At 63.7% G+C, this 20,306-nt stretch carries 17 protein-coding genes; 8 read left to right on the top strand and 9 right to left on the bottom strand.

Features of this window, described 5'->3' with window-relative positions:
* Nucleotides 1-30: 30 nt before the first annotated feature.
* Genes AC1XDK_RS29580 through trpS form a run of 3 tightly spaced genes read right to left on the bottom strand, consistent with a single transcriptional unit; the run spans nucleotide 31 to nucleotide 2,957 of the window.
* Nucleotides 31-1,326, bottom strand: a complete 1,296-nt coding sequence (locus AC1XDK_RS29580) for a PQQ-binding-like beta-propeller repeat protein (protein WP_483353613.1) — start codon at nucleotides 1,324-1,326, stop codon at nucleotides 31-33.
* A gap of 45 nt (nucleotides 1,327-1,371) precedes the next feature.
* Nucleotides 1,372-1,839: a GNAT family N-acetyltransferase gene (locus AC1XDK_RS29575; protein ID WP_483353612.1), complete on the bottom strand. Its 468-nt coding sequence runs from the start codon at nucleotides 1,837-1,839 to the stop codon at nucleotides 1,372-1,374.
* A complete protein-coding gene (trpS, locus tag AC1XDK_RS29570) occupies nucleotides 1,839-2,957 on the bottom strand; it encodes a tryptophan--tRNA ligase (protein ID WP_483353611.1) in 1,119 nt (372 codons plus the stop codon). Before trpS ends, AC1XDK_RS29575 begins: the two co-directional genes overlap by 1 nt.
* 273 nt (nucleotides 2,958-3,230) lie before the next feature.
* On the opposite strand from trpS, the gene AC1XDK_RS29565 reads away from it, so the two are divergent.
* Nucleotides 3,231-3,458 carry a hypothetical protein gene (locus AC1XDK_RS29565; RefSeq protein ID WP_483353610.1) on the top strand — a complete coding sequence of 76 codons (228 nt, stop codon included), beginning with the start codon at nucleotides 3,231-3,233 and terminating at the stop codon, nucleotides 3,456-3,458.
* Nucleotides 3,459-3,468: 10 nt separating this feature from the next.
* On the opposite strand, the gene AC1XDK_RS29560 is transcribed toward AC1XDK_RS29565, so the two are convergent.
* Nucleotides 3,469-4,731 carry an MFS transporter gene (locus tag AC1XDK_RS29560; RefSeq protein ID WP_483353609.1) on the bottom strand — a complete coding sequence of 421 codons (1,263 nt, stop codon included), beginning with the start codon at nucleotides 4,729-4,731 and terminating at the stop codon, nucleotides 3,469-3,471.
* A 106-nt stretch (nucleotides 4,732-4,837) separates the two neighbouring features.
* Nucleotides 4,838-6,880 (bottom strand): heavy metal translocating P-type ATPase, encoded by a 2,043-nt coding sequence (locus tag AC1XDK_RS29555; RefSeq protein ID WP_483353608.1) that lies wholly within the window; start codon nucleotides 6,878-6,880, stop codon nucleotides 4,838-4,840.
* Nucleotides 6,881-7,069: 189 nt separating this feature from the next.
* On the opposite strand from AC1XDK_RS29555, the gene AC1XDK_RS29550 reads away from it, so the two are divergent.
* From AC1XDK_RS29550 to AC1XDK_RS29525, 6 genes are all read left to right on the top strand, one after another.
* Nucleotides 7,070-8,614: a flippase gene (locus AC1XDK_RS29550; RefSeq protein WP_483353607.1), complete on the top strand. Its 1,545-nt coding sequence runs from the start codon at nucleotides 7,070-7,072 to the stop codon at nucleotides 8,612-8,614.
* A gap of 178 nt (nucleotides 8,615-8,792) precedes the next feature.
* Nucleotides 8,793-9,344: a ribbon-helix-helix protein, CopG family gene (locus AC1XDK_RS29545; RefSeq protein ID WP_483353606.1), complete on the top strand. Its 552-nt coding sequence runs from the start codon at nucleotides 8,793-8,795 to the stop codon at nucleotides 9,342-9,344.
* A 114-nt stretch (nucleotides 9,345-9,458) separates the two neighbouring features.
* Nucleotides 9,459-10,676, top strand: a complete 1,218-nt coding sequence (locus tag AC1XDK_RS29540) for an Nramp family divalent metal transporter (protein WP_483353605.1) — start codon at nucleotides 9,459-9,461, stop codon at nucleotides 10,674-10,676.
* Entirely contained in the window at nucleotides 10,677-12,680 is a 2,004-nt protein-coding gene (locus AC1XDK_RS29535) for a hydantoinase/oxoprolinase family protein (protein ID WP_483353604.1), read from the top strand.
* Entirely contained in the window at nucleotides 12,677-14,305 is a 1,629-nt protein-coding gene (locus AC1XDK_RS29530; protein WP_483353603.1) for a hydantoinase B/oxoprolinase family protein, read from the top strand. Before AC1XDK_RS29535 ends, AC1XDK_RS29530 begins: the two co-directional genes overlap by 4 nt.
* Before the next feature lie 37 nt (nucleotides 14,306-14,342).
* Nucleotides 14,343-15,056 carry a maleate cis-trans isomerase family protein gene (locus tag AC1XDK_RS29525; RefSeq protein WP_483353602.1) on the top strand — a complete coding sequence of 238 codons (714 nt, stop codon included), beginning with the start codon at nucleotides 14,343-14,345 and terminating at the stop codon, nucleotides 15,054-15,056.
* Nucleotides 15,057-15,059: 3 nt separating this feature from the next.
* Here the strand turns inward: AC1XDK_RS29525 and AC1XDK_RS29520 are convergent, their stop codons facing one another.
* From AC1XDK_RS29520 to AC1XDK_RS29510, 3 genes are all read right to left on the bottom strand, one after another.
* Nucleotides 15,060-15,209 (bottom strand): hypothetical protein, encoded by a 150-nt coding sequence (locus AC1XDK_RS29520; protein ID WP_483353601.1) that lies wholly within the window; start codon nucleotides 15,207-15,209, stop codon nucleotides 15,060-15,062.
* A gap of 44 nt (nucleotides 15,210-15,253) precedes the next feature.
* Complete coding sequence (locus AC1XDK_RS29515; RefSeq protein WP_483353600.1) at nucleotides 15,254-15,523, bottom strand: hypothetical protein; 270 nt, start codon at nucleotides 15,521-15,523, stop codon at nucleotides 15,254-15,256.
* A 173-nt stretch (nucleotides 15,524-15,696) separates the two neighbouring features.
* Complete coding sequence (locus tag AC1XDK_RS29510) at nucleotides 15,697-18,027, bottom strand: cation:proton antiporter domain-containing protein (RefSeq protein WP_483353599.1); 2,331 nt, start codon at nucleotides 18,025-18,027, stop codon at nucleotides 15,697-15,699.
* Between the two features lie 159 nt (nucleotides 18,028-18,186).
* Between AC1XDK_RS29510 and AC1XDK_RS29505 the strand changes: the two genes are divergently transcribed.
* Nucleotides 18,187-19,383, top strand: coding sequence for a glycoside hydrolase 5 family protein (locus tag AC1XDK_RS29505; protein WP_483353598.1), 1,197 nt, complete (start codon nucleotides 18,187-18,189; stop codon nucleotides 19,381-19,383).
* Nucleotide 19,384: 1 nt separating this feature from the next.
* Here AC1XDK_RS29505 and AC1XDK_RS29500 read toward each other — a convergent pair whose 3' ends face one another.
* On the bottom strand, nucleotides 19,385-19,999 hold the full coding sequence (locus AC1XDK_RS29500) for a NosD domain-containing protein (RefSeq protein ID WP_483353597.1): 615 nt from the start codon (nucleotides 19,997-19,999) through the stop codon (nucleotides 19,385-19,387).
* Between the last annotated feature and the right edge of the window lie 307 nt (nucleotides 20,000-20,306).

Here is a 20,306-nt window from a genome sequence, read left to right as displayed (position 1 = left end):
ATAAATTTCAGTACCGCGGAAACGTCCGGGTCAGGACAGACAGTGGCCGGCGAGCGAAAAGCCGCAGGACTCGAACGCGTACACGGTGTCGGAGTTCGCGGTGACGACTGCGAGGCCGTCCGACAGTGCGACGGACGATTCGAGACCGTTCCCGTTTTCGATGCTGCCAAACGATTGCTCCTCGCCGGTTTCCGGGTCGAGGACGGCGATTCCGTCGTCCGACCGATTTTTCACGACAGCCGCGTAAATCGCGTCGTCCGTGATGGCGGGCGTCCCTAAGTATGTCTGCGACTGGTCGGTGTACCGCCAAAGCTCGTCCCCCGTCGTCGCGTCCACCGCGACGAAGTCCCGGAGGTTCTCGGTGAAGTACACTCTCCCGTCCGCCACACCCAATCGGCGGCCGAGCCGCGTCCCGCGGCCTGAAACCCGCCACTGCTCGTCTCCCGTCCCCGCGTCTAACGCGACGACGAACGGCTTCCCGTCGGGTAGTTCCGCCGAGACGAAGACGCGGCCGTCCGCGAAGACGGGCGGACCGTTGGCCGTGAACTCCTTTTTCCACAGCATGTGGCCCGACTTGCCGTTCAGCGCGACGACACCGTAATCTAGTACGGAGAGGTAGACGACGCCCCTCGCGTACGCTGGCGGAAACGTCCATCCCTGTTCGTCCGTTTGCGGGACGTATCTCCAGACGACCTGCCCGGACAGTTCGTCGATGGCGTACAGCGCTTCCTTCGCCTTCGGGCCGTCCGTGTCCGCCGTGACACCCGCCGTCGGCGCGTAGACGAGTCCGTCGGTGACGACGGAATGGGCCGTTCGGAGGCCGCCGTCGGTCGGCCCGCCGTACATCGGGACGTGCCAGCGTTCCTTCCCGTCGGTGGTCAGACTGTGGAGGCCGTCGAAGCAGTGGAGGTAGAGGTTTCCGTTCGCGTGGACGACGGAATCGAAATAGGTCGCGTCGTTTTCGGTAGCACTGCGTGGGAACGTCGTAACCGCGAAATCGCCTTTCCGCTCGCCGGTTTCGATGTCGAGAACGCGCACGCCGACGGTCTCGGCACCGCTCGAAAGCTCGTCGTTGCCGTACCCGACGAACACCGAATCGTCCACGAGGACGGGCGAGGAGACGATGTAGGTTTCGGGAACGTGGGCCGACCACTTCACCACGGGGTTCGATTTCGGCCCGCGATGCTGCGAAGCGTCGCCGCTGTTCCCGTCGTCGTAGCCAGCGCGATGCCAGTCGCCCCGAATCGAGTCGTCGCCGGTACACCCGGCGAGGAGACCGGCCGAACCGGTGCCGACGGCGGCGAGGATATCACGTCTGGAGGGCATTGACCTAACGAGTCAGAACTGCGAGTATAAGCTTTCTTATCGTGGCTACAACCGTTTCGTCATTCGGTACCGTTTCGTCACGTAGTCGTCGCGGCGGTAGAGCGACTGGGCGATGTGGTTGTCCGCGTGGACGTCCAACGAGACGAACTCGCATCCTAATTGCCGCGCCCACGCTTCGGCCCGCGAGAGGAGCGCGCTCGCGACGCCTTCCTGTCGGTGGTCCTCGCGGACGAACAGGCCGTCGATGTACCCCCGCGACCCGCGGGCGAACACCGGCGGCGAAGAACGCCGCTCGACGGAAACGTAGCCGACCAACCCGTCTTCCTCGGCGACGAACGTGGCGATATCGGCGTCCGAAAAGCGGTCTTTCACGTAGGAGAAGACGTTCTCCCTGACGCCGCTGTCGGCGAGCGTGTCGAAGTCGTCCATCGCCGCCATTTCACGGGCGAAGGGAAGCCACAGTTCGTCCACGAACTGGACGAGTTCGGACCCCCGAAGTCGCCGGATTCGCATCAGGTGTCCACCCCGAACCCGCCGTCCGACCGCCGCCCTTCGAGATACGCTTCGACTTTCGGACGGGCCTCTTCGCGGTTTTCGTGATGGTCGCGCAGGAACGTCTCGAGGCGCTCTTTTGCGATTTCCTTCAGTTCGCCGGAGAGCATCGCGCCGGACTCGTACTCGCGGCGAATGCGGGCCAACTCGTCGTCGTCCCCGATAAGGTGGAAGGCGAGGAGTTCGAACACCATGTCCTCCTCGACGACACCGCCCTTTTCGCGGTGTTCCTCGACGCTGGTTCGTCCGCCGGTTTTGGCCGCGTCTATTTTGCGTTTCGCGTCGGAAACGGAGTCAGTGAGCGCGATGTGACTCGCCGGGTCCGACGAACTCATCTTCCCACCCTGCAATCCGCGCATGAACCGATGATACGTACTCGCCGGTTTTACGTACGCGGTCTCGCGGTAGCGGCTTGCAACGTCCCGCGTCAGTCGAACGTGCGGGTCCTGGTCGATACCGACGGGGACGACAGTCGGTTTCGGCCCGCCGTTTTCGGGTGCCTGCGGTCGGAGGATGTCGGCGTACTGGGTCAGCGCGGAGGCGATTTTTTCGGGGGCTGCGGTGCCGTAGGTCGCCTCGAACGCGTTTTGTGTGACGTAGCGCGAGAACAGTTTGCTCCGGACGAGGTGGTCGTTGCCCGCTTCCGACTGGAAGTAAAAGTCCGTCGCGCCGAGGTCGAGACCCAGCGCGACGTAGTTGAGCAGGTATTCCTCGACGACGAGTTCGCGGGCCGCTTCGAGCGGAATGTCGCGCGTCGCGTAGGCCTCGATATCGGCCGCACAGAGCGTGAGTTCGGCCCCCATCTCCTGAAACATGCGCGCCTGTTCGAGGACGGCGAGGTGCCCGAAGTGGAAAACTCCGGAGGGCATCAAGCCGGTCATGACCGCGAACGGGTCGCCCCTGTCGCGGGCGTCGAGGACGGTTTCGAGGCCGCGCTGGCCGAAGACGATACCGCGCCGGAGGAGACGATTGTCCGGTAACCTGTCGGCGACTGAATCGATGGGTTCGATTCCGAATCGTTCCATCGTCCCGCCGTAATCGGCGATTTCCACGTCGCCCCACGGGTCGATGTCAGTCATCGGCCACCTCCTCGATGCGGGCGTCGCGGTCGCTGGCGGGTACCGAGCGCGGACGGAAACGAATCGCGAAAATCACCGAGCTATGCCGTGATCGGCCAAAATCGACCACCGGTAGTCGTGAATTCAGTCATACCGATACCACCTCCGGGAGTTGCGGGCAAAAGGGTTTCGCGGGTGTGAGAGGCGGTGTCAAATGCGGGCGAACAAGCGGAAGCGATTCGGAGGGTTTTCGGCCGAACGTCAGTTGCCTACGGCCGACGTAGAGTCGGCACCATGCCCTCCGAAATCGACCGACAGAAGGTCGTTGCCGCGATTCGGAACGCGCCAGCGCCGGTGGTGAACACGACGTATCTCGCGGACGAATTCGACGTTCCGCGTGAGCGTCTCGGTGAGAAACTCGACGAACTCGTCGCGGAAGGAGTCCTCGAACACACCGAGGCTCGTGGTCGGGGGCACCTCTGGTGGCTCTCGGTCACGACCGAACTGGACGTGGATAAATAGCCGTTCCGGGTCACTCGCTCGGCAACAGCGCGTACAGTCCGAGCGCCACCGCCGACAGCACGCCGAGGATGATGAAGGCGAGATTTAGCATGTTCGCGTCGGCGAAGAATCCCATGAACGTGGACCCGAGCGAACCGACGAGGAAGAAGCCGGTTCGGATGAATCCCCACGCGGAGCCCTCGATGTGGTCGGGGAGCGCGCCGATGATGTAGGAGTTCGTGACCGCGTTGACGGCCATTCGCGTGCCGAGAATCCCGACGACGACGGCGATGGCGAGGGTTCCCGAGACGAACGTGAGCGCGATGGGGGCGACGACGCCGATGGCGGTGACGACGAGGAGGACGGGCTTGATGCCGATTCGGTCCGCGGCGCTGCCGGCGACGATTTGGGAGACGGCACCGGTGACGAACATGAACCCGAACAGCAGGGCGGCGGTCCCCTGACTCAACCCCTTCGTCTGGAGATACGTCGGCAGAAACGCCGTGATACCCTGATAGGCGAACAGCAGAATCGCCACCGAGAGGGTCGCCAACAGGATGGAGCGGTCCGAGAGGGTTCCGAGGAGTTCGCCGACGTTCGGCAGTGCGGACGCAGTGGATTCGCCGCCGTCCGAAACGGCGTCGACGTTCGACGAGTCGCCGCTCGGTCGTTCGTCCTCGGACGGACGCTCGGGGACGACACGCCACGCGAACGCCGCCATGACGAAGAACGGAACCGCCAGTCCGGCGAGGATGGTTCGCCACCCGACGGCACCCACGACGCCCGCCGCGATGTTCGGGAGGAAGGCGGAGCCGAGACTGCCGATGGCGAGCGTCACGCCGAAGGCAGTGCCGGCATTTCTCGTGAACGTGCGCGAGAGGACGGTTCCGCGACTCGGGCCGTACAACCCGGAGCCGAGTCCGTAGGCCGCGCTTCCGACGAAGAAGACGCCGAACAGCGGCGCGAATCCGAGGACGAGCATGCTCACGCCCGACAGGCAGAGACTCGCCGTCAGGAGTCTTCGCTCGCCGATGCGGTTAACCAACACTCCGGCGGGGAACTGCATGAGGGCATAGCCTATCCAGAGGGTGGTGATGGCGAGGCCGGCGTACGCATCCGAGATGTGAAACGTCGCCTCGATTTGTGGCAACAGCGTCGGGATGATAAACCGCATGCCGAGCGTGAACGCCCACCCGATAGCCACGACGACGAGAAGCCATCCGCGACCGTCGCCGCGAAGGCCGTCGAGCGTCCCCCGAACTTGCCGAGATAGAGACCGATAGCGCGGAGACATTGCGTGATTCGACTAACGTTCTGCGGGTGGTTAAACGGGCGGATGGGGGGGCAATCTGGCCGGTTTTTCGAGACGGAAGACGTTTTCCGAACCCGAAGCCGTACCGTCAAACCGTCAAATCCACCCGTCGCAACCGCTGGGCGTTGATGGCGACGATGACCGTGCTGGCGGACATGAACACGGCACCGATGGCGGGCGAGAGGAGGATTCCGAACGGCGCGAGAATCCCCGCCGCGAGCGGGAGGGCGAAGACGTTGTACCCCGTCGCCCACACGAGGTTTTCCTGCATCTTCCGATAGCTCGCGCGGCTGAGCCGAACCAGTTTCACCACGTCGAGCGGGTCGTTCTCCACGAGGACGATGTCCGCCGACTCGATGGCGACGTCGGTGCCGCTGCCGATGGCGATGCCGACGGTGGCCCGCGTCAGCGCGGGTGCGTCGTTCACGCCGTCGCCGACCATCGCCACGCGCTTGCCCTCCTCCCGGAGGTCCGTGATGTGCACGTCCTTCTCGTCGGGCAACACCTCGGCGAAGTACGTGTCGATTCCCAACTCCTCCGAGACGGTGCGGGCGACGGCCTCGCTGTCACCGGTCAGCATGGCGACTTCGATGCCCATCCCGTGAAGCGCGTCGACGGCGCGTCTGCTCTCGTCCCGAATCACGTCGGCTAACGCGAACCCGGCGACGACGCGCCCCTCGGAGACGAGGTAGACGACGGTTTGTCCCTTCTCCCCGGCGGTTCGCTCGAAATCTACGAGCGAAGACGGAGTAGCCGTTTCGACCAATTCGAGGAGGTTCGGGCCGCCGACGAGCGTTTCGCGGCCCCCGACGGTGGCGCGGACGCCGCGCCCCTTGCTGTTCTCGAACTCGCTCGCTGACGGGGTCGAAACGTCCTTTTCGCGTGCGTGGCGTCGAATCGCTTGCGCGATGGGATGTTCGGAGTCGGATTCGACGGCCGCCGCGACGGCAGTCGCCCGGCCCTCGGTCCATCCCTCGACGGTTCCGACGGCGACGACGCCCTGTTCGCCCTCGGTCAGCGTCCCCGTCTTGTCGAAGACGACCGTATCGAGCGTTCTCGCGTCCTCCATGGCGATACGGTCGCGGACGAGAACGCCGTCGTTCGCCGCCATCGAGGTGTTGATGGCGACGACGAGCGGCACCGCCAATCCGAGCGCGTGCGGGCAGGCGATGACGAGCACCGTAACGACCCGTTCGACCACGTCGAGGCCGAAACCGGTGGCCAGAAACCACGCGATTCCGGTGACGGCGGCGACCGAAAGTGCGACGTAAAACAGCCATCCCGCCGCCCTGTCGGCCAGCAGTTGCGTTCTGGATTTGCTACCCTGTGCTTCCTCGACGAGCCGCATAATGCCCGCGAGGGCCGTCTCGTCGCCCGTCGCGTCCACCCGGATTCGAAGGCTTCCATCGCCGCTGTTGACGGTTCCGGCGATGACCTCGTCCTCGGGACGCTTACCCACCGGTCGTGATTCACCGGTTATCATCGCCTCGTTCGCCGACGATTCGCCCCGTTCGACCACACCGTCGGCGGGTATGCTCGCTCCGGGGCGAACCAACACGCGGTCCGTGCCCTGCAACTCGGCGACCGGAACCTCCTCCGTCTCGTCGTCGCTGACGATTCGTTCCGCCGTGTCCGGCATGAGGCAGGCCAACTCGTCCAGCGCGCCGGAAGCCTGCCGCACGCTCCGCATCTCCAACCAGTGGCCGAGCAGCATGATGTCGATTAGCGTTACGAGTTCCCAGAAAAAGCCCGTCGTCCCGGGCAGGAAGAACGCCGACGCGATGCTGTAAACGAACGCCACCGTGATGGCGAGCGAGACGAGCATCATCATCGCCGGTTGGCGGTTCTCGAACTCCACCCGTGCCATCGAGAGGAACGGGAACCCGCCGTACACGAAGACGACGACGGCGAGCAGCGGGGTTATCGACTCGCTCCCCGGGAACCGAAGCGCGGTGTATCCGAGCGACTCCTGTACGAACGGGCTGAAGTAGAGAACCGGCACCGACAGGGCGAGACAGACCCAGAATCGACGTCGGAAGATGGTCTCGTGGCCGTGGTGGTCCACCTGTGCGTGCGGACGGTCCTCGGGAGCGGGTCGCTCCTCGATACGACGTTCCTCGATGTGTGACATTCTGTTCCCCCGAAGGGAGTACGCCGGAGAGGAGCATCAACTGTCCGATGGGCCGGGAGAGCAGGCGAGCATGTGCGTTTCGCGCCGACGTGTCTCTCCCTTTGAATGGCGTTTTCGACAGGTACGAGGTCCGACAGCAACGAAAGCGGAAGAGATAATCGGACCGAATCGCATAGCATTACCCTCAGAATGGCAGGCAACTCCTCCGACTCGTCGCTCAAATCGGTCTCCCGAGGTGCCTCTTTTTTCATGGCCGGAAAGGGCCTCGACAACGTCTTCCGATTTCTGCTGAACTGGATTCTGGTTCGCGGACTCGGTGGCGTGCTGTTCAGCGTCTACACGCTCGGGTTGGTCATCCTGACCTTCGCGCAGGTGTTCACCAACCTTGGGACGAATCAGGCCATCATGAAGTTCGTCCCGATGTACGACGACGACCCGGAAAAACGCCAGCGCATGCTGGGGTTATCCTATCTCACGTCGCTGGTCGCAGGGGTCGCCATCGGGATACTTATCTATTTCCTCGCACCGTGGCTGACGCAGTACGTGGACCCGGCGTATCAGCCGTACTTCACGGACGTCGTGCGTCTGTTCGCGTTCTTGCTCCCGCTCAACACGCTGATGAGCTGTTTCGAGAGCGTGTTCAAGAGCCTCGAAATTCCCGAGTATCAGGTCGCCATTCGGAACGTCCTGATTCCGTTCGTCCGCGTCGTCTCCGTCGGTATCGCGCTTCTCCTCGGTGCCGCGCTGGTCGGAACGGTCGCCGCGACGGTGGTCGCCATGTGCATCACCTTCTGTCTCGCCGTGTGGTTGGTGATGACGCGGGCGGACATCACGCCGACGTTCCGTGGTGCGTCGCGCGAGGAACTCGTCGAGTTCTACGACTTCTCGCTGCCGCTGACGCTCAACCAGGCCGGACAGGTCCTCGCGAACAAGGTCGACCTGCTGATGGTGGGCTTTCTCGCGGGAGCGTACATCAGCACGAAAGACGCCGTCGGGATTTACAAAATCGCCACGGTGCTCGGCGGCATCCTCCTCCTGCCGCTGAGCGGGTTCAACCAGTTGTTTCCGCCCATCGCGTCCAGACTGTACAACGACGACAAGATGGACGATTTGGAGGCGCTGTTCCGCCGCGTGACCCGGTGGACGTTCACGATGGGGTTGTTCCCGGCCATCGGGGCCGCCATCTACGCCCGCGAACTGCTGGTCCTGTTCAGCGATTCGTTCGCCCAACAGGGAGTGGGCGTCCTGTTGCTGTTCGTCGTTGCGCAACTCGCCAACGCGAGCGTCGGCCCGTCCGGGTACGTGCTCATGATGACCGACCACCACTACCTGACGGTCGCGAACCAGTGGCTGTTGGGCATCTGTAACGTCGTCCTCAACTTCCTGTTCATCCGGGAGTTCGGCCTCATCGGGGCCGCACTCGCCACGGCGACGGTCATCGTGACCATCAACGTCATCCGCGTCGTGGAGGTGTGGTACACCGTCGGCCTGTTTCCGTACTCCCGAAAGTACGTCAAACCGCTCATCGCGGGGTCGGCGACGGCCATCGCCATGCTCGCCACGAAATCCGTTCTCGCGGGATACGTGACCGGAATCGACTCGGTGGGCATCGCCGCGCTCGTGCAGGGTGCGGTCGGGGGAGTCGTCGGCCTCGTCGTCTTCGGCGGCGTCCTGTATCTGCTCGGCATCGAACAGGAGGACCGGGAGTTCGTGAGCGAAAACATCCCGAGTTGAACCGTCCACCGGGTCCATCGGTGGGCGTTCGTAGCGTCGAAGTGGAACACGAACGCAGTTCCGACGGGGGTCCGTCGTTGAAGAGTTTTTCAAAACGAGAAGAAGGGTGGTCAAACAGACATTCGAGAGCGGACGAATCGAACAAAGCCATAAATGCACTCGTTCAGTAGGAAACCCCATGACGAACCGGATAACGGTGTCGCTCGACGACGAGGCGCAGGGTGCCTTGGACGAACTCGTGGGGGAAGCCGAAAAACCCCAGAGCGAACTCGTGAGACAGGCACTCGTCTTCTACGCCGCGAACTACGACGCCGCGACGGCTGAGGCGGGAACGAACCTCGAAGCGTACCACCAGATGCTGTCGAGCGGCGAACACGTCCTGCTCGACGTGGACTTCCTCCACTGCTTCCTCGACTACGTCGAAGACGAAACCGGGACCCCCGACCCGGATTTCCTCGAATTGGCGGATCAAGTGTCGAGATATCACGCCCGAGAGTACGAACACCGCTTCGATTCCCTCGGCGAACTCCTCGATTGGCTCTCGTTCTGCGGCTTTCTGACCGTCCGCGAAACACACGGCGATACGTACCACGTCGTGTTCCCGACCGAATCGGTCAAGTGGTTCATGACGCGGTTCGTCGAACGGAGCGCCGCCAGACTGCCGTTCGAACTCGAATTGGAGGAGGGCGTCTCGAAGGTACTCATGACGGAAGTTCGGACCGACGGATGAGCGCTTCGTATCCGTTCACACGTTTTCATACCCCGTACGACTTCGATACACATCGTTCTTAGCGGGGTTTTAAGTTCGAACTATGGGTTGTGACGACATAGCACGACAACGACCATGAACATTATAGATAGACTACGATCCATCGGTCCCGGCGCGATGGTCGCGGCGGCATTCATCGGGCCCGGAACGGTCACGACGGCCAGCGTGACGGGCGCGGAGTTCGGGTACGCCCTCGTTTGGACCATCGTGTTCTCGATAATCGCCACCATCGTCCTGCAGGAGATGAGCGCCCGCCTCGGCGTCGTCTCCCGCCACGGACTCGGCGAAGCGCTGCGGGAACAGTTCGACAGCAAGGTAGCGTCGTATTTCAGCATCGCGCTCGTCGTGAGCGCCATCGGCATCGGGACGGCGGCCTACGAGACGGGGAACATCCTCGGCGGGGCCGCGGGACTGGAAGGTATCACGGGAATCAGCGCACAGGTTTGGGGGCCGGTCATGGGCCTCTGTGCGGCCGCGCTCCTCTGGACGGGTCGCTACAAACTCATCGAGAAGGCCCTCGTCGCGCTCGTCGGAATCATGGCGGTTTCGTTCCTCATCGACGCCATCGTCATCGGTCCCGACCTCGGCGCACTCGCGATGGGATTCGTCCCGAGCGTTCCCGAGGGTTCGACGTTCCTCATCACGGGACTCATCGGAACGACCGTCGTCGGCTACAACCTGTTTCTGCACGCCGGAAGCGTCCAGGAGCGGTGGACAGGTCCCGGAGATTTACCGGAGTCACGCGCCGACACGATTCTCTCCATCATCATCGGCGGCCTCATCACCATCGCCATCCTCGTCACCGCGGCCGCGGCGTTCCCCGTCGGAACGAAAATCGACAACGTGAGCCGAATGGCCGAGCAAATCGAACCGCTCGCCGGTCCCTACGCCACGGTGCTGTTCAGCATCGGCCTCTTCGCGGCGGGGTTCACCAGCGCGACCACCGCACCGCTCGCGGGAGCCTACGCGACGGCGGGAGCGTTCGGGTGGGACACCGACCTCAAGTCCCCCCGATTCCGCGTGGTCTGGGGTAGCATCCTCCTCATCGGCGTGGTGTTCTCCGCGCTCGGCTACCAACCGGTGCAGGCCATCGTCTTCGCGCAGGTCGCGAACGGAATCCTGTTGCCTATCGTCGCGCTCTTCCTCATCTACATCATGAACGACAGGGACATCCTCGGGGACTACGTAAACGACACGACACAGAACGTCCTCGGAATCGCGGTGACGCTCGTCGTGGTTTGGCTGGGGGTCCGCGCGCTCTACACCGTCGGACAGGGGTTGGGGGTCTTCTGAATGGACGGGTCAACACGCATCGGCGTCGACGTCGGCGGGACGTTCACCGACGTGGTCCTCCTCCTGCCTGACGACGAACTCGTGACGGCGAAGGTCCCCAGCACGGACGACCAGAGCGTCGGCGTCGTACAGGGTATCGAAAAGGCGTGCTCCGAGGCGGGCATCGACCCGACGGACGTGGACGCGTTCACCCACGCGATGACCGTCTCCGTGAACGCCCTCCTCGAAGAGGACGGCGCGAAGACGGCGCTCGTGACGACGCAGGGCTTCCGTGACGTCCTCGAAATCGGGCGACAGGCACGTCCCGACCTCTACGACGTGGCGGTGGACAAACCCGCGCCGCTCGTCCCGCGACGGAGACGGTTCGAAGTCGCGGAGCGGACGACGGTGGACGGGGTGCTAATCGAACCCGACGAGGACGAGGTGCGCGCCGTGGCCGAAAAAATCGGCGACTGCGGTGCCGAAAGCGTCGCCGTCAGCCTCCTCCATGCCTATCAGCATCCGGAGAACGAACGACGGGTCGCCGCCGTCCTCCGCGACGAACTCGACGTTCCGGTTTCGGCCTCCCACGAGGTCCTCGCGGAGTTCCGCGAGTACGAACGGAGCTCCACGACGGCCGTGGACGCCTACGTGACGCCGGCCATCGACGCCTACATCGGGCGGTTGGAGGAACGCGCCGGGGAACGCGGCGTGCCCGAACCCCAAATCATGCAGGCCAACGGCGGCATCGCGTCGGCGAAGACGGTCCGCGAACACGCGGTCACGACCACGATGTCCGGACCCGCGGCGGGCGTCGTCGGCGCAGCGGAAACCGCCGGGGAAGGCGACGTTGACGGCCTCGTCACCTTCGACATGGGCGGCACGTCGAGCGACGTGAGCCTCGTCCGGAACGGCGAGGTGGAGCGGACGACGGACGCGGAAATCAACGGCCGACCCATCAAGACGCCGATGGTGGACGTGAACACCGTCGGCGCGGGCGGCGGGTCGATAGCGTGGGTGGACGCCGGAAACGCCCTCCGCGTCGGGCCGCGCTCCGCCGGTGCGAACCCCGGTCCTGCCTGCTACGGGCGCGGCGGGACGGAGCCCACGGTGACGGACGCGAACGTCGTCCTCGGCTACATCGGCGGGAGTTCGGCGCTCGGCGGCGAACTCGAACTCGACGAGGAGGCGGCCCACGACGCGCTGTCACGACTGGCCGACGAGGCCGGGTTGGACGACGCCCTCGCGGCCGCTCGGGGCGTCTTCCGGGTCGCGAACGCGAACATGGCGCGGGCGATTCGCGCCGTCACGGTCGAACGGGGCCACGACCCGCGCGGGTTCGGCCTCGTCGCCTTCGGCGGAGCGGGACCGATGCACGCCGCCGCCGTCGCCGAGAGCCTCGACATGGACTCGCTCGTGATTCCGCACGCCTGCGGCGTGCTATCGGCCTACGGCCTGCTCGCCGCCGACGAGAAACACGATTCGGTTCGGACCCTCAGGAGTCCGCTCGCCGACGTGTCGCTCGGCGACGTGGAATCGGCCTACGCCGAGCTCACGGAGGAGGTGCTGTCGGACGTGGAGAACTCCGATGCGGCGGACGTACAACGGGGCGCTGACCTGCGGTTCGTCGGACAGAGCTTCGAACTCACGGTTCCGGTGGACGACGAGTTCGACGCGGAGCGCGTCGCAGGACGGTTCCGGGACGCCCACGAGAGCGCATACGGCTACGTCATGGACGACCCAATCGAACTCGTGAACGTGCGGGTAACGTCGGTCGTCGCGCGCGATTCACCGTCGGTCAGGTATCGGACGGAGGGTGACGCCGAAAAGGGACGCCGCGAGGCGTTCTTCGACGACGGGTTCCACGAAACGCCCGTCTTCGACCGAACCGGCCTCGGGGAATCGGACTCCGTCGGCGGGCCGTGTATCCTCGAACAGAACGAGAGTACGGTAGTGGTTCCGCCGGGATGGTCGGGGACGGTCAACTCGGACGGGACGTTGCTCCTCGGGAGGGACGGACAATGAGCGGCGACGAATCGAACTCGACCATCGACGCCGTGACGCTCGAAATCATGCGCAACCAGTTCGAGGGCGTCGCCGAGGAGATGGGACAGGTGCTCATCACCTCGTCGTACTCGCCGAACATCAAGGAGCGGCGGGACTGTTCGACAGCCCTCTTCGACGCCGAGGGTCGCCTCGTCGCGCAGGCGGAACACATACCGGTTCACCTCGGCGCGATGCCCGAGGCGGTGAACACGGTGCTCGACTACGGTCCGGAACCGGGCGACGTGTTCGTCCTGAACGACCCGTTCGAGGGTGGAACGCACCTCCCGGACGTGACGATGGTGTCGCCGGTTACGGTCGACGGGGAGGTCCTCGGATACGCCGTCTCGCGTGCGCACCACGCCGACGTGGGCGGGATGACGCCCGGAAGCATGCCCGCCGGGGCACAGGAAATCTATCAGGAGGGCATCCGACTGCCGCCGGTTCGTCTCGTGAAGCGGGGCGACGTGAACGACGACGTGATGAGCCTCCTGCTCGCCAACGTCAGGAATCCCGGCGAACGCCGGGCGGACATCCGCGCCCAAATCGCGGCGAACGACCGCGCCGAGGAGCGACTTCGTGACCTCGTGGACGAACACGGTCGAAACCGCGTCGTCGCGGCCTTCGACTCCGTTATTTCGTACTCGCGCGACCGACTCCTCGCCGAACTCGCCGAGTTGCCGAACGGAACCTACAGCGCCCGCGACGTGCTGGAAGGCGACGGCATCACCGACGAGGAGATACCCATCGAAGTCGCGGTAACGATAGGCGACGAGGGGATTTCTGTGGACTTCGCTGGAACCGCACCGCAAGTACCGGGGAACGTCAACGCGCCGTTCGCCGTCGCGAAGAGCGCCGTGTACTTCGTGATTCGATGCGTGACGGACCCCGAGATACCACCGAATCGGGGATGCTACGACCCGATTTCCGTGTCGGTCCCCGACGGGTCGCTGTTGAATCCCCAACCCCCGGCGGCCGTCGTGGGCGGCAACGTCGAAACCAGCCAGCGGGTGACGGACGTCGTGTTCGCCGCGTTAGCGGAAGCGGTCCCGGACCGCGTTCCCGCGGGTGGACAGGGGACGATGAACAACCTCACCATCGGGAGTCGGGGCGGTGGCGCGGACGGCTTCACCTACTACGAAACCATCGCCGGCGGGTTCGGCGGGCGGCCGACGAAGGACGGGATGGACGGCGTGCAGGTCGGGATGACCAACACGCTGAACACGCCCGTCGAATCGCTCGAAGCCGAGTATCCGCTGTTCGTCGAGGAGTACGGACTGCGCGAGAACAGCGGGGGACGCGGACGGTTCCGCGGCGGCCTCGGCGTCGTTCGCTCCGTCACGGTCGAAACCGACGCCACCGTCTCTCTCCTCACCGAGCGGCGGCGAGTCGCACCGCGCGAAATCGCTGGCGGCGCGGACGGTCGGTGCGGGGAAAACGAAATCGACGGGGAGCGCGTTCCGGCGAAGACGACCCGCGACGTGGCGGCCGGGACGACCATCACCGTGCTGACGCCGGGCGGCGGCGGTCACGGCCCGGCGGCGGAACGCGACCCGGACGCCATCGAAACCGACCGCGAGGACGGAAAGATGGAGTGGGACGAATGAAACCGTTCGTCGAATCGATGCGAACGAGGTGTCCCTGATGTTCGGGTGGCGCGCCAGACTCGGCGTCGTCGTTCCGTCCTCGAACACGACCGTCGAGGCCGAGTTCGGGCGGACCGTCCCGGACGGCGTGAGCGTCCACACCGCCAGAATGCCGCTCGAATCGGTCACGGTCGACGAGTTGGACGCGATGGCCGACGACGCGGTGGATTGTGCAGAGCGATTGGCCCACGCGAACGTGGACGTCGTCGCCTACGCCTGCACGACGGGGAGCCTGCTCCACGGGCCGGGATTCGACACGGACCTCGAAACCTCTCTGTCCGAAACGGCCGACGTTCCCGCAGTCGCGACGGCGCTGTCGGTCAAGCGGGCGCTCTCGGCGCTTGACGCCGACCGAATCGCGGTCGTGACGCCGTACACCGACGAACTGAACGACAGGGAGGAGTCGTACCTGCGCGACGAAGGGTTCGAAGTGGTGGAACTCCACGGGCGCGGTATCGAAGCGAACACGGCTATCGGGTCGCTGTCCCCGGACGACGCCTATCGACAGGTTCGAGGGGCGGTCCCGGACCCCGACGCCGTCGATGCCGTGTTCGTCTCGTGTACGAACTACCGAACGTTTCCCGCCATCGACGCCCTCGAATCCGACCTCGGTGTCCCGGTCGTGACGAGCAACCAAGCGACGCTGTGGGACGCGCTCGGACGTGTAGGAGTTCCCTCGAACGTTCCGGGAAGCGTGGGAGAACGGAGATAGGAGTCAGTACTGCCCGAAAAACCCTTCCCGTCGGGCGCGACGGACACAGGCGCGAAAGACCAGATAGCCGAGGGCGAGATAGCCGACCGTGGTCAGGAACAGTACCCCGTGGTCGGCGAGCGGAAACTCCCAGAGTCGAATGCCGCGGGCCATCGCCCGACGAAGCAGATACGTTCCCTCGGACAGCGGGAGGAATTTCAGCGCCGGAACTGCATCGACCGTGCCGCGACGAGCGGAACCAACGCGAACTCGGCGAGCAACAACACGTTCTCGATTCGTTTGTAGAGGAGCGCCAATCCGGCGAACGAGAATCCGACGCCGACGACGGAGAGCAGTGAGAACGTTACTATCGGAACGACGGTGGGGAGGTCGATGGACATCTCCTTCCCCGTCGTCACGAGCGTCAGGGAGAGGAGGATGCCTCCGTACAGAACGCTGACGAGGAGGTCGGCGGCGATGTTTCGCATCGTGAGGTTCGCATAGCCGTGCTTACATAGTCGCCCACATGATTTCCTCGTGACTCGGGGGGGACGTCATGTAGCACGTCTGACAGACCCCCAATAGTCGTGGGACGTTGAAAATACTGGCTTCGTGGCGTGTTAGCGAGAACTCACGACTGCGACCGGGCACGGGGCGTTTTTCAGTACGTATTCGGCGCGGTGTCCGGGAAGGCGCGGCGGGACAACGGTCGCAACCCGCTTCCGAGAACGACCAAATCGGCACCGCTCTCCGCCGCCTTATCCACAATGGCACGGGTGGGATGTTCGCTCACGAGGACGTCAGTCAGGACCGACGTGCCGAGTTGACGGCCGAGCGTCGCCTCCCTGTCCACGATTTCCGCGCCGAGCCGAACAGATTCGGAGAGGTCCCCCTCGCCGACGAACAACTCCCGAAGCCGACCCACGTCGACGACGTGAACGATTTCGACGAGAGCGTTCGAATCGGCCGCGATGGCGAAGGCCATTTCGGCGGCGTGACGGCTGTACTCCGTGCCGACGGTCGGAACGAGAATTCGACGAATGGGAACCGAGTCGAGCGGTTGGTCTCGGCTGGAACCGCCGTCATCCCAGAGCCCGTTCGCGCTCACGGCGAGGACCGGTGCGGTCGTCCGCTGTAACACGCGGTCGATGCCCGTCTCGAACAGCGGTGGAGTCGGACCGTCGTCACGGGACGAAGCGGGCGAACCGTCGCTACCGAAGTTCGCACCGACCGCGAGCAGGTCGTAGCCGCGACGGAGTTCCTCGATGACCGTTTCGCTCGCCGACCCCTGAATCGGGACCGTACGGTGGCCCGTTCGGTCGCTCGGAAGCGACAACTGTCGGTCCATCACGGAGAGACACTCCGCTCCGGCAGTCGATTCCGCGCCAGCGGCGGTTTCGTCCGTGTCGTTTGCTCTCGGACGCGACGTTGCGGGCAGGAGTTTCGAGCGAACGCGAGCCACGAGCGATCCGCTCGAAACGGTGTCTTCCCCCTCGGTCACGTACATCGTCGTGACGTCCATTTCCCGGTTCCGGGCGACGTGGCCGACGAGTTGCGCCGCGAACTGCGCGTCGCGGCTACAGCGGGTGGGAAGGAGTACGCGCGAAACCGACCCGAGAAAGCTTCGTGCTTCGCGCTCGCGACGGGCCGAGCGTCGTCGTTCCGCCTCCGAGGGTTCGATACGGTCGAGCGCGACGCGGAGAATCGGCGGAGCAAGGAGCGAGGTGACGATAGCGACGACGACGATGATGGTGTACGTCGTCCCGGTCAGGACGCCGACGCTGACGCCGATGGTCGCGACGATTATTTCGAGCGCGCCGCGGGCGTTCAACCCGGCACCGATAGCGATTCCCTCCCAGTTCGAAAGTCCGCTTCCCTTCGCTCCGAGGAACGCGCCGAGGAACTTTCCCGCGATGGCAACCAGCAGGACGGCACCCGCGACGAGGAGCGTGCCGGGGCTCGAAAGCGTCGTCACATCGACGCGAAGGCCGGCAGTGGCGAAGAAAATCGGCGCGAGGATGCCGAGCGTGAACACCTCGAAAACGTGGCGAGCGGCTTGGTCGAAGCGTTTCACCCGACCGACGAGGATGCCGACGACGAACGCGCCGAGGACCGCCTCCAGTCCGAGGGCGTGCGTGAGCGTCCCGGCACCGAGCGCCAAGATGGTGACCGTCGTAACGAGCGCGAGGTCGCTACCGAAGGTCACATCGACCCATCGAAGCGAACGCGCGACGAACCACCGGCCCACGGTGAACGAGAGCGCGAGAAACACGAGGAGAAAGAGGGCCGTGATTCCCGCCGTCTCGACCGCCTGTCCCCCGCTCTGGCGTGCGAGTCCCGCGACGACCGCGAGGAGAATCCAGCCGACGGTGTCGTTTATCATTCCCGCCGCGATGGTCAGCTGGCTTATTTCCCGGTCGATGACGTCCAAATCGATGAGTATTTTCGCGATAACCGGAATCGCGGAGATACTCAACGCGGTTGCGATGAAAAGACTGAACACGAGTCGGCTTCCGTCCGCGAGGAAAACGCTCGGAAGAACCCACGCGATAGCGAACCCGAACGCGAACGGGACGACGATGCTCGTACCGGCTATCGCACCCGCGCGACCGGCGCGACTGGCGATGAGGTCGAGGTCGGTCTCGAACCCCGTGATGACCAACAGCATCACCAGTCCCAACCACGAGACGGCTTCGAGGAGATGATACTGTAAGGGAGCGGGCGGGAAGACGGCGAGAAAGACCGACGGTGCGAGGTTCCCGAGTATCGACGGCCCGAGGACGATACCCGCGAGCAGTTCCCCGAGAACCGATGGGAACTCGAACGCGCGAGCCAGTTCTCCGAGTGCACGCGCGGCCAGCAACAGGACGAACAGTTGCCCGAAGAAAAAGAGGAGTTCCTCCCCGCTCAACGGCGGGAGGACACCACCGTTCGAACCGACCAGGGTGACGAACCCGCCGCTCACATCGACCGAAATACCAGCAACTCCCATTCTTCCTACCCGTTCCACGGCCTACCGCAAATAGCCTCGGCCGACAGGGGAAGGCGTGGCGAATCACGCGAGGAATGACAGGAACACATACCGATCAGTATCTTTTCATGGTGGACCGTCAGGGAACAGATTGTTGTCCCTCGAAAGCGGATGAAGAGTATGCGCAGACGAGTTGGTCGCCGCCAGTTCCTCGCTGGTATCGGTACAACCATCGGACTCTCCAGTACCGCGGGTGCCGGTAGCGTCCGCACCGTCGGTCACGACGCACAAACCGAGAGACGACGAGACCTGAACCTTCCCCCGGAAACCGACGCTCCCGTGGACGTTCGCGGTGCGATTTACATCCCCGCACGTGCCTTCAATCGTTACCAGATGTGGCACGATTACGACCCGGACGTCATCGAACGCGATTTGGGCTACGCGGCGAGCCTCAACCTGAACGCCATTCGAATATGGCTTAGCTACGAATACTGGCTCGTCGAGCCCGAAGACCACATGGAGTCGCTCGAACACCTGTTGGACACCGCCGACAAACACGGAATCCGCGTTCTCCTCGGCCTGTTCGACAGCGTCGGACTCGAACCCACCTTCGAGAACCTCGTCCACGACGACGTGAAAACCGCCGTCCAATCGTTTTCCCCCTCCACGCGGACGATGGCGAACAAATCCCTGTGGGACGACCCGCGCGATTTCATCGTCTCGGTCATGCGGGAGTACCGCGACGACGAACGTCTCCTCGCCATCGAACTGACGAACGAACCCGGATGGAACAACAAGGACATCCGATTCTTCAAGCAAATCGTCGATACCATGACCCACTATCGCGGCGAAATCCCCCTCTCCGTAGGGTCTACCAGTCTGGCGAACAACGCTCAGTATCTCGACTGGGGAATGGACATCCTCCAGTTCCATTACAACTTCGCGCGCAGTCCGGCGCTGTACAACCGCGTTCTCCGGCAGGCGAACAACCTCCAAGAGAAACTCGACAAACCGGTGTGGCTCTCGGAGTGGCAACGGATTCGTCCGGGCAAGGGATTCTTCGCCGATGTGTCCGGCAACGCGGCCGTTCCCGACTACTCCTCGCTCGCACCGACCATCCGCACGTCCGGCATCGGGAACTTCTTCTGGTCGCTTATGCTCAAACCCGCGTTCTCTCTGTACATGCGCCGAAACGGCGTCCTCAACGGCCTCTTCCACGAGGACGGCGCAGTCTGGGACTTGGAGGATGCCCGAAGTATAAAGGCCATGTCGGGAGACCCCGACTTCGACGGAACCGAACGCAAAGAGTACCCCGACTGGGCCGACGTTATCAAAAAACGGAAAAAACGAGCGCCGGGCGAAGAACAACCCGAATGACTCAGGACAGTTGTCCGCGTCCTTGCGTGCTGTTGAGCTGATTCTCGTGATAGTGGAGCGTCGAATAGTCCACGTTCTCGCTCCGATTGTCGACGAGGATTCCGAACAGGTTCCGTGCCGCCCGAGAGTGTTCGATAGTCACGTTTGTGCTGTTCCACACCGTGATTCCCTCCGTACTCCGAACAGCGCTCACGTTTCGAATCGTCACCGACGACGCGTTCGAGACGTGAATACCACGGTTCCAGTGTGACACCCGAACCGAGTGAATCGTCACGTCGGAGACGCCACTCGCGTTATCGACGAGCAGTCCCGTCGTATCCGTCACTCCCCGTCCTTCGATGGAGTGTCCAGACCCGTTCAACGTCACGTGACTCGAGTTAATCACGATACAACTGCCGGTTAACCCGGTCGCTCCCCCGAAATCGCCCTTCAAAACATAGTTCCCCGGCTTCGAAATCGTTTGACAGTGTTTCACCGGTTTCGGCGGGGTGGATTCGGTTTCGTGGTTGCCGCCCAATGGAAGATCCACGAAGTTGATGGCGAAAGCAACCACGACCAACAGAACCAACGGAGCAACGATGAGGAGTTTCCGATTCGTAGAATCGATGGAGACCATTCCTATATCCACCCTTCTCACGACAGATTATTAAAGGTGAATGGCTCGCGAAATCGTCATCCCTCTCCGTCATCCATTTCTTCGTTCTCGACAGTATGCACGTCATGCATGGTAACGGCTCATTACCGATGACTTGTCATCGGACGATTCGACGAGAGATGTCACTGGGCGTTCGAAAGAAATACAAAAACCCCCACAGAGCCGGTGCTCTGTGGGGGTCAATGAATGCAAGTATGAGTGGAAGGCGGCGAATCGAATTTCCCAGAGGCTCGCGCACTCCAGTACTGACCGAAACGCAGACAGGCTT

Source organism: Haladaptatus sp. HS23, assembly GCF_056892285.1.
This window is presented reverse-complemented; position numbering and strand designations above follow the sequence as displayed.

Excerpts from the sequence above, each read along its gene's own strand:
- AC1XDK_RS29580 (WP_483353613.1), bottom strand. The coding sequence starts at position 1,326 with ATGCCCTCCAGACGTGATATCCTCGCCGCCGTCGGCACCGGTTCGGCC.
- AC1XDK_RS29575 (WP_483353612.1), bottom strand. The coding sequence starts at position 1,839 with ATGCGAATCCGGCGACTTCGGGGGTCCGAACTCGTCCAGTTCGTGGAC.
- trpS (WP_483353611.1), bottom strand. The coding sequence starts at position 2,957 with ATGACTGACATCGACCCGTGGGGCGACGTGGAAATCGCCGATTACGGC.
- AC1XDK_RS29565 (WP_483353610.1), top strand. The coding sequence starts at position 3,231 with ATGCCCTCCGAAATCGACCGACAGAAGGTCGTTGCCGCGATTCGGAAC.
- AC1XDK_RS29560 (WP_483353609.1), bottom strand. The coding sequence starts at position 4,731 with ATGTCTCCGCGCTATCGGTCTCTATCTCGGCAAGTTCGGGGGACGCTC.
- AC1XDK_RS29555 (WP_483353608.1), bottom strand. The coding sequence starts at position 6,880 with ATGTCACACATCGAGGAACGTCGTATCGAGGAGCGACCCGCTCCCGAG.
- AC1XDK_RS29550 (WP_483353607.1), top strand. The coding sequence starts at position 7,070 with ATGGCAGGCAACTCCTCCGACTCGTCGCTCAAATCGGTCTCCCGAGGT.
- AC1XDK_RS29545 (WP_483353606.1), top strand. The coding sequence starts at position 8,793 with ATGACGAACCGGATAACGGTGTCGCTCGACGACGAGGCGCAGGGTGCC.
- AC1XDK_RS29540 (WP_483353605.1), top strand. The coding sequence starts at position 9,459 with ATGAACATTATAGATAGACTACGATCCATCGGTCCCGGCGCGATGGTC.
- AC1XDK_RS29535 (WP_483353604.1), top strand. The coding sequence starts at position 10,677 with ATGGACGGGTCAACACGCATCGGCGTCGACGTCGGCGGGACGTTCACC.
- AC1XDK_RS29530 (WP_483353603.1), top strand. The coding sequence starts at position 12,677 with ATGAGCGGCGACGAATCGAACTCGACCATCGACGCCGTGACGCTCGAA.
- AC1XDK_RS29525 (WP_483353602.1), top strand. The coding sequence starts at position 14,343 with ATGTTCGGGTGGCGCGCCAGACTCGGCGTCGTCGTTCCGTCCTCGAAC.
- AC1XDK_RS29520 (WP_483353601.1), bottom strand. The coding sequence starts at position 15,209 with ATGGCCCGCGGCATTCGACTCTGGGAGTTTCCGCTCGCCGACCACGGG.
- AC1XDK_RS29515 (WP_483353600.1), bottom strand. The coding sequence starts at position 15,523 with ATGCGAAACATCGCCGCCGACCTCCTCGTCAGCGTTCTGTACGGAGGC.
- AC1XDK_RS29510 (WP_483353599.1), bottom strand. The coding sequence starts at position 18,027 with ATGGGAGTTGCTGGTATTTCGGTCGATGTGAGCGGCGGGTTCGTCACC.
- AC1XDK_RS29505 (WP_483353598.1), top strand. The coding sequence starts at position 18,187 with ATGCGCAGACGAGTTGGTCGCCGCCAGTTCCTCGCTGGTATCGGTACA.
- AC1XDK_RS29500 (WP_483353597.1), bottom strand. The coding sequence starts at position 19,999 with ATGGTCTCCATCGATTCTACGAATCGGAAACTCCTCATCGTTGCTCCG.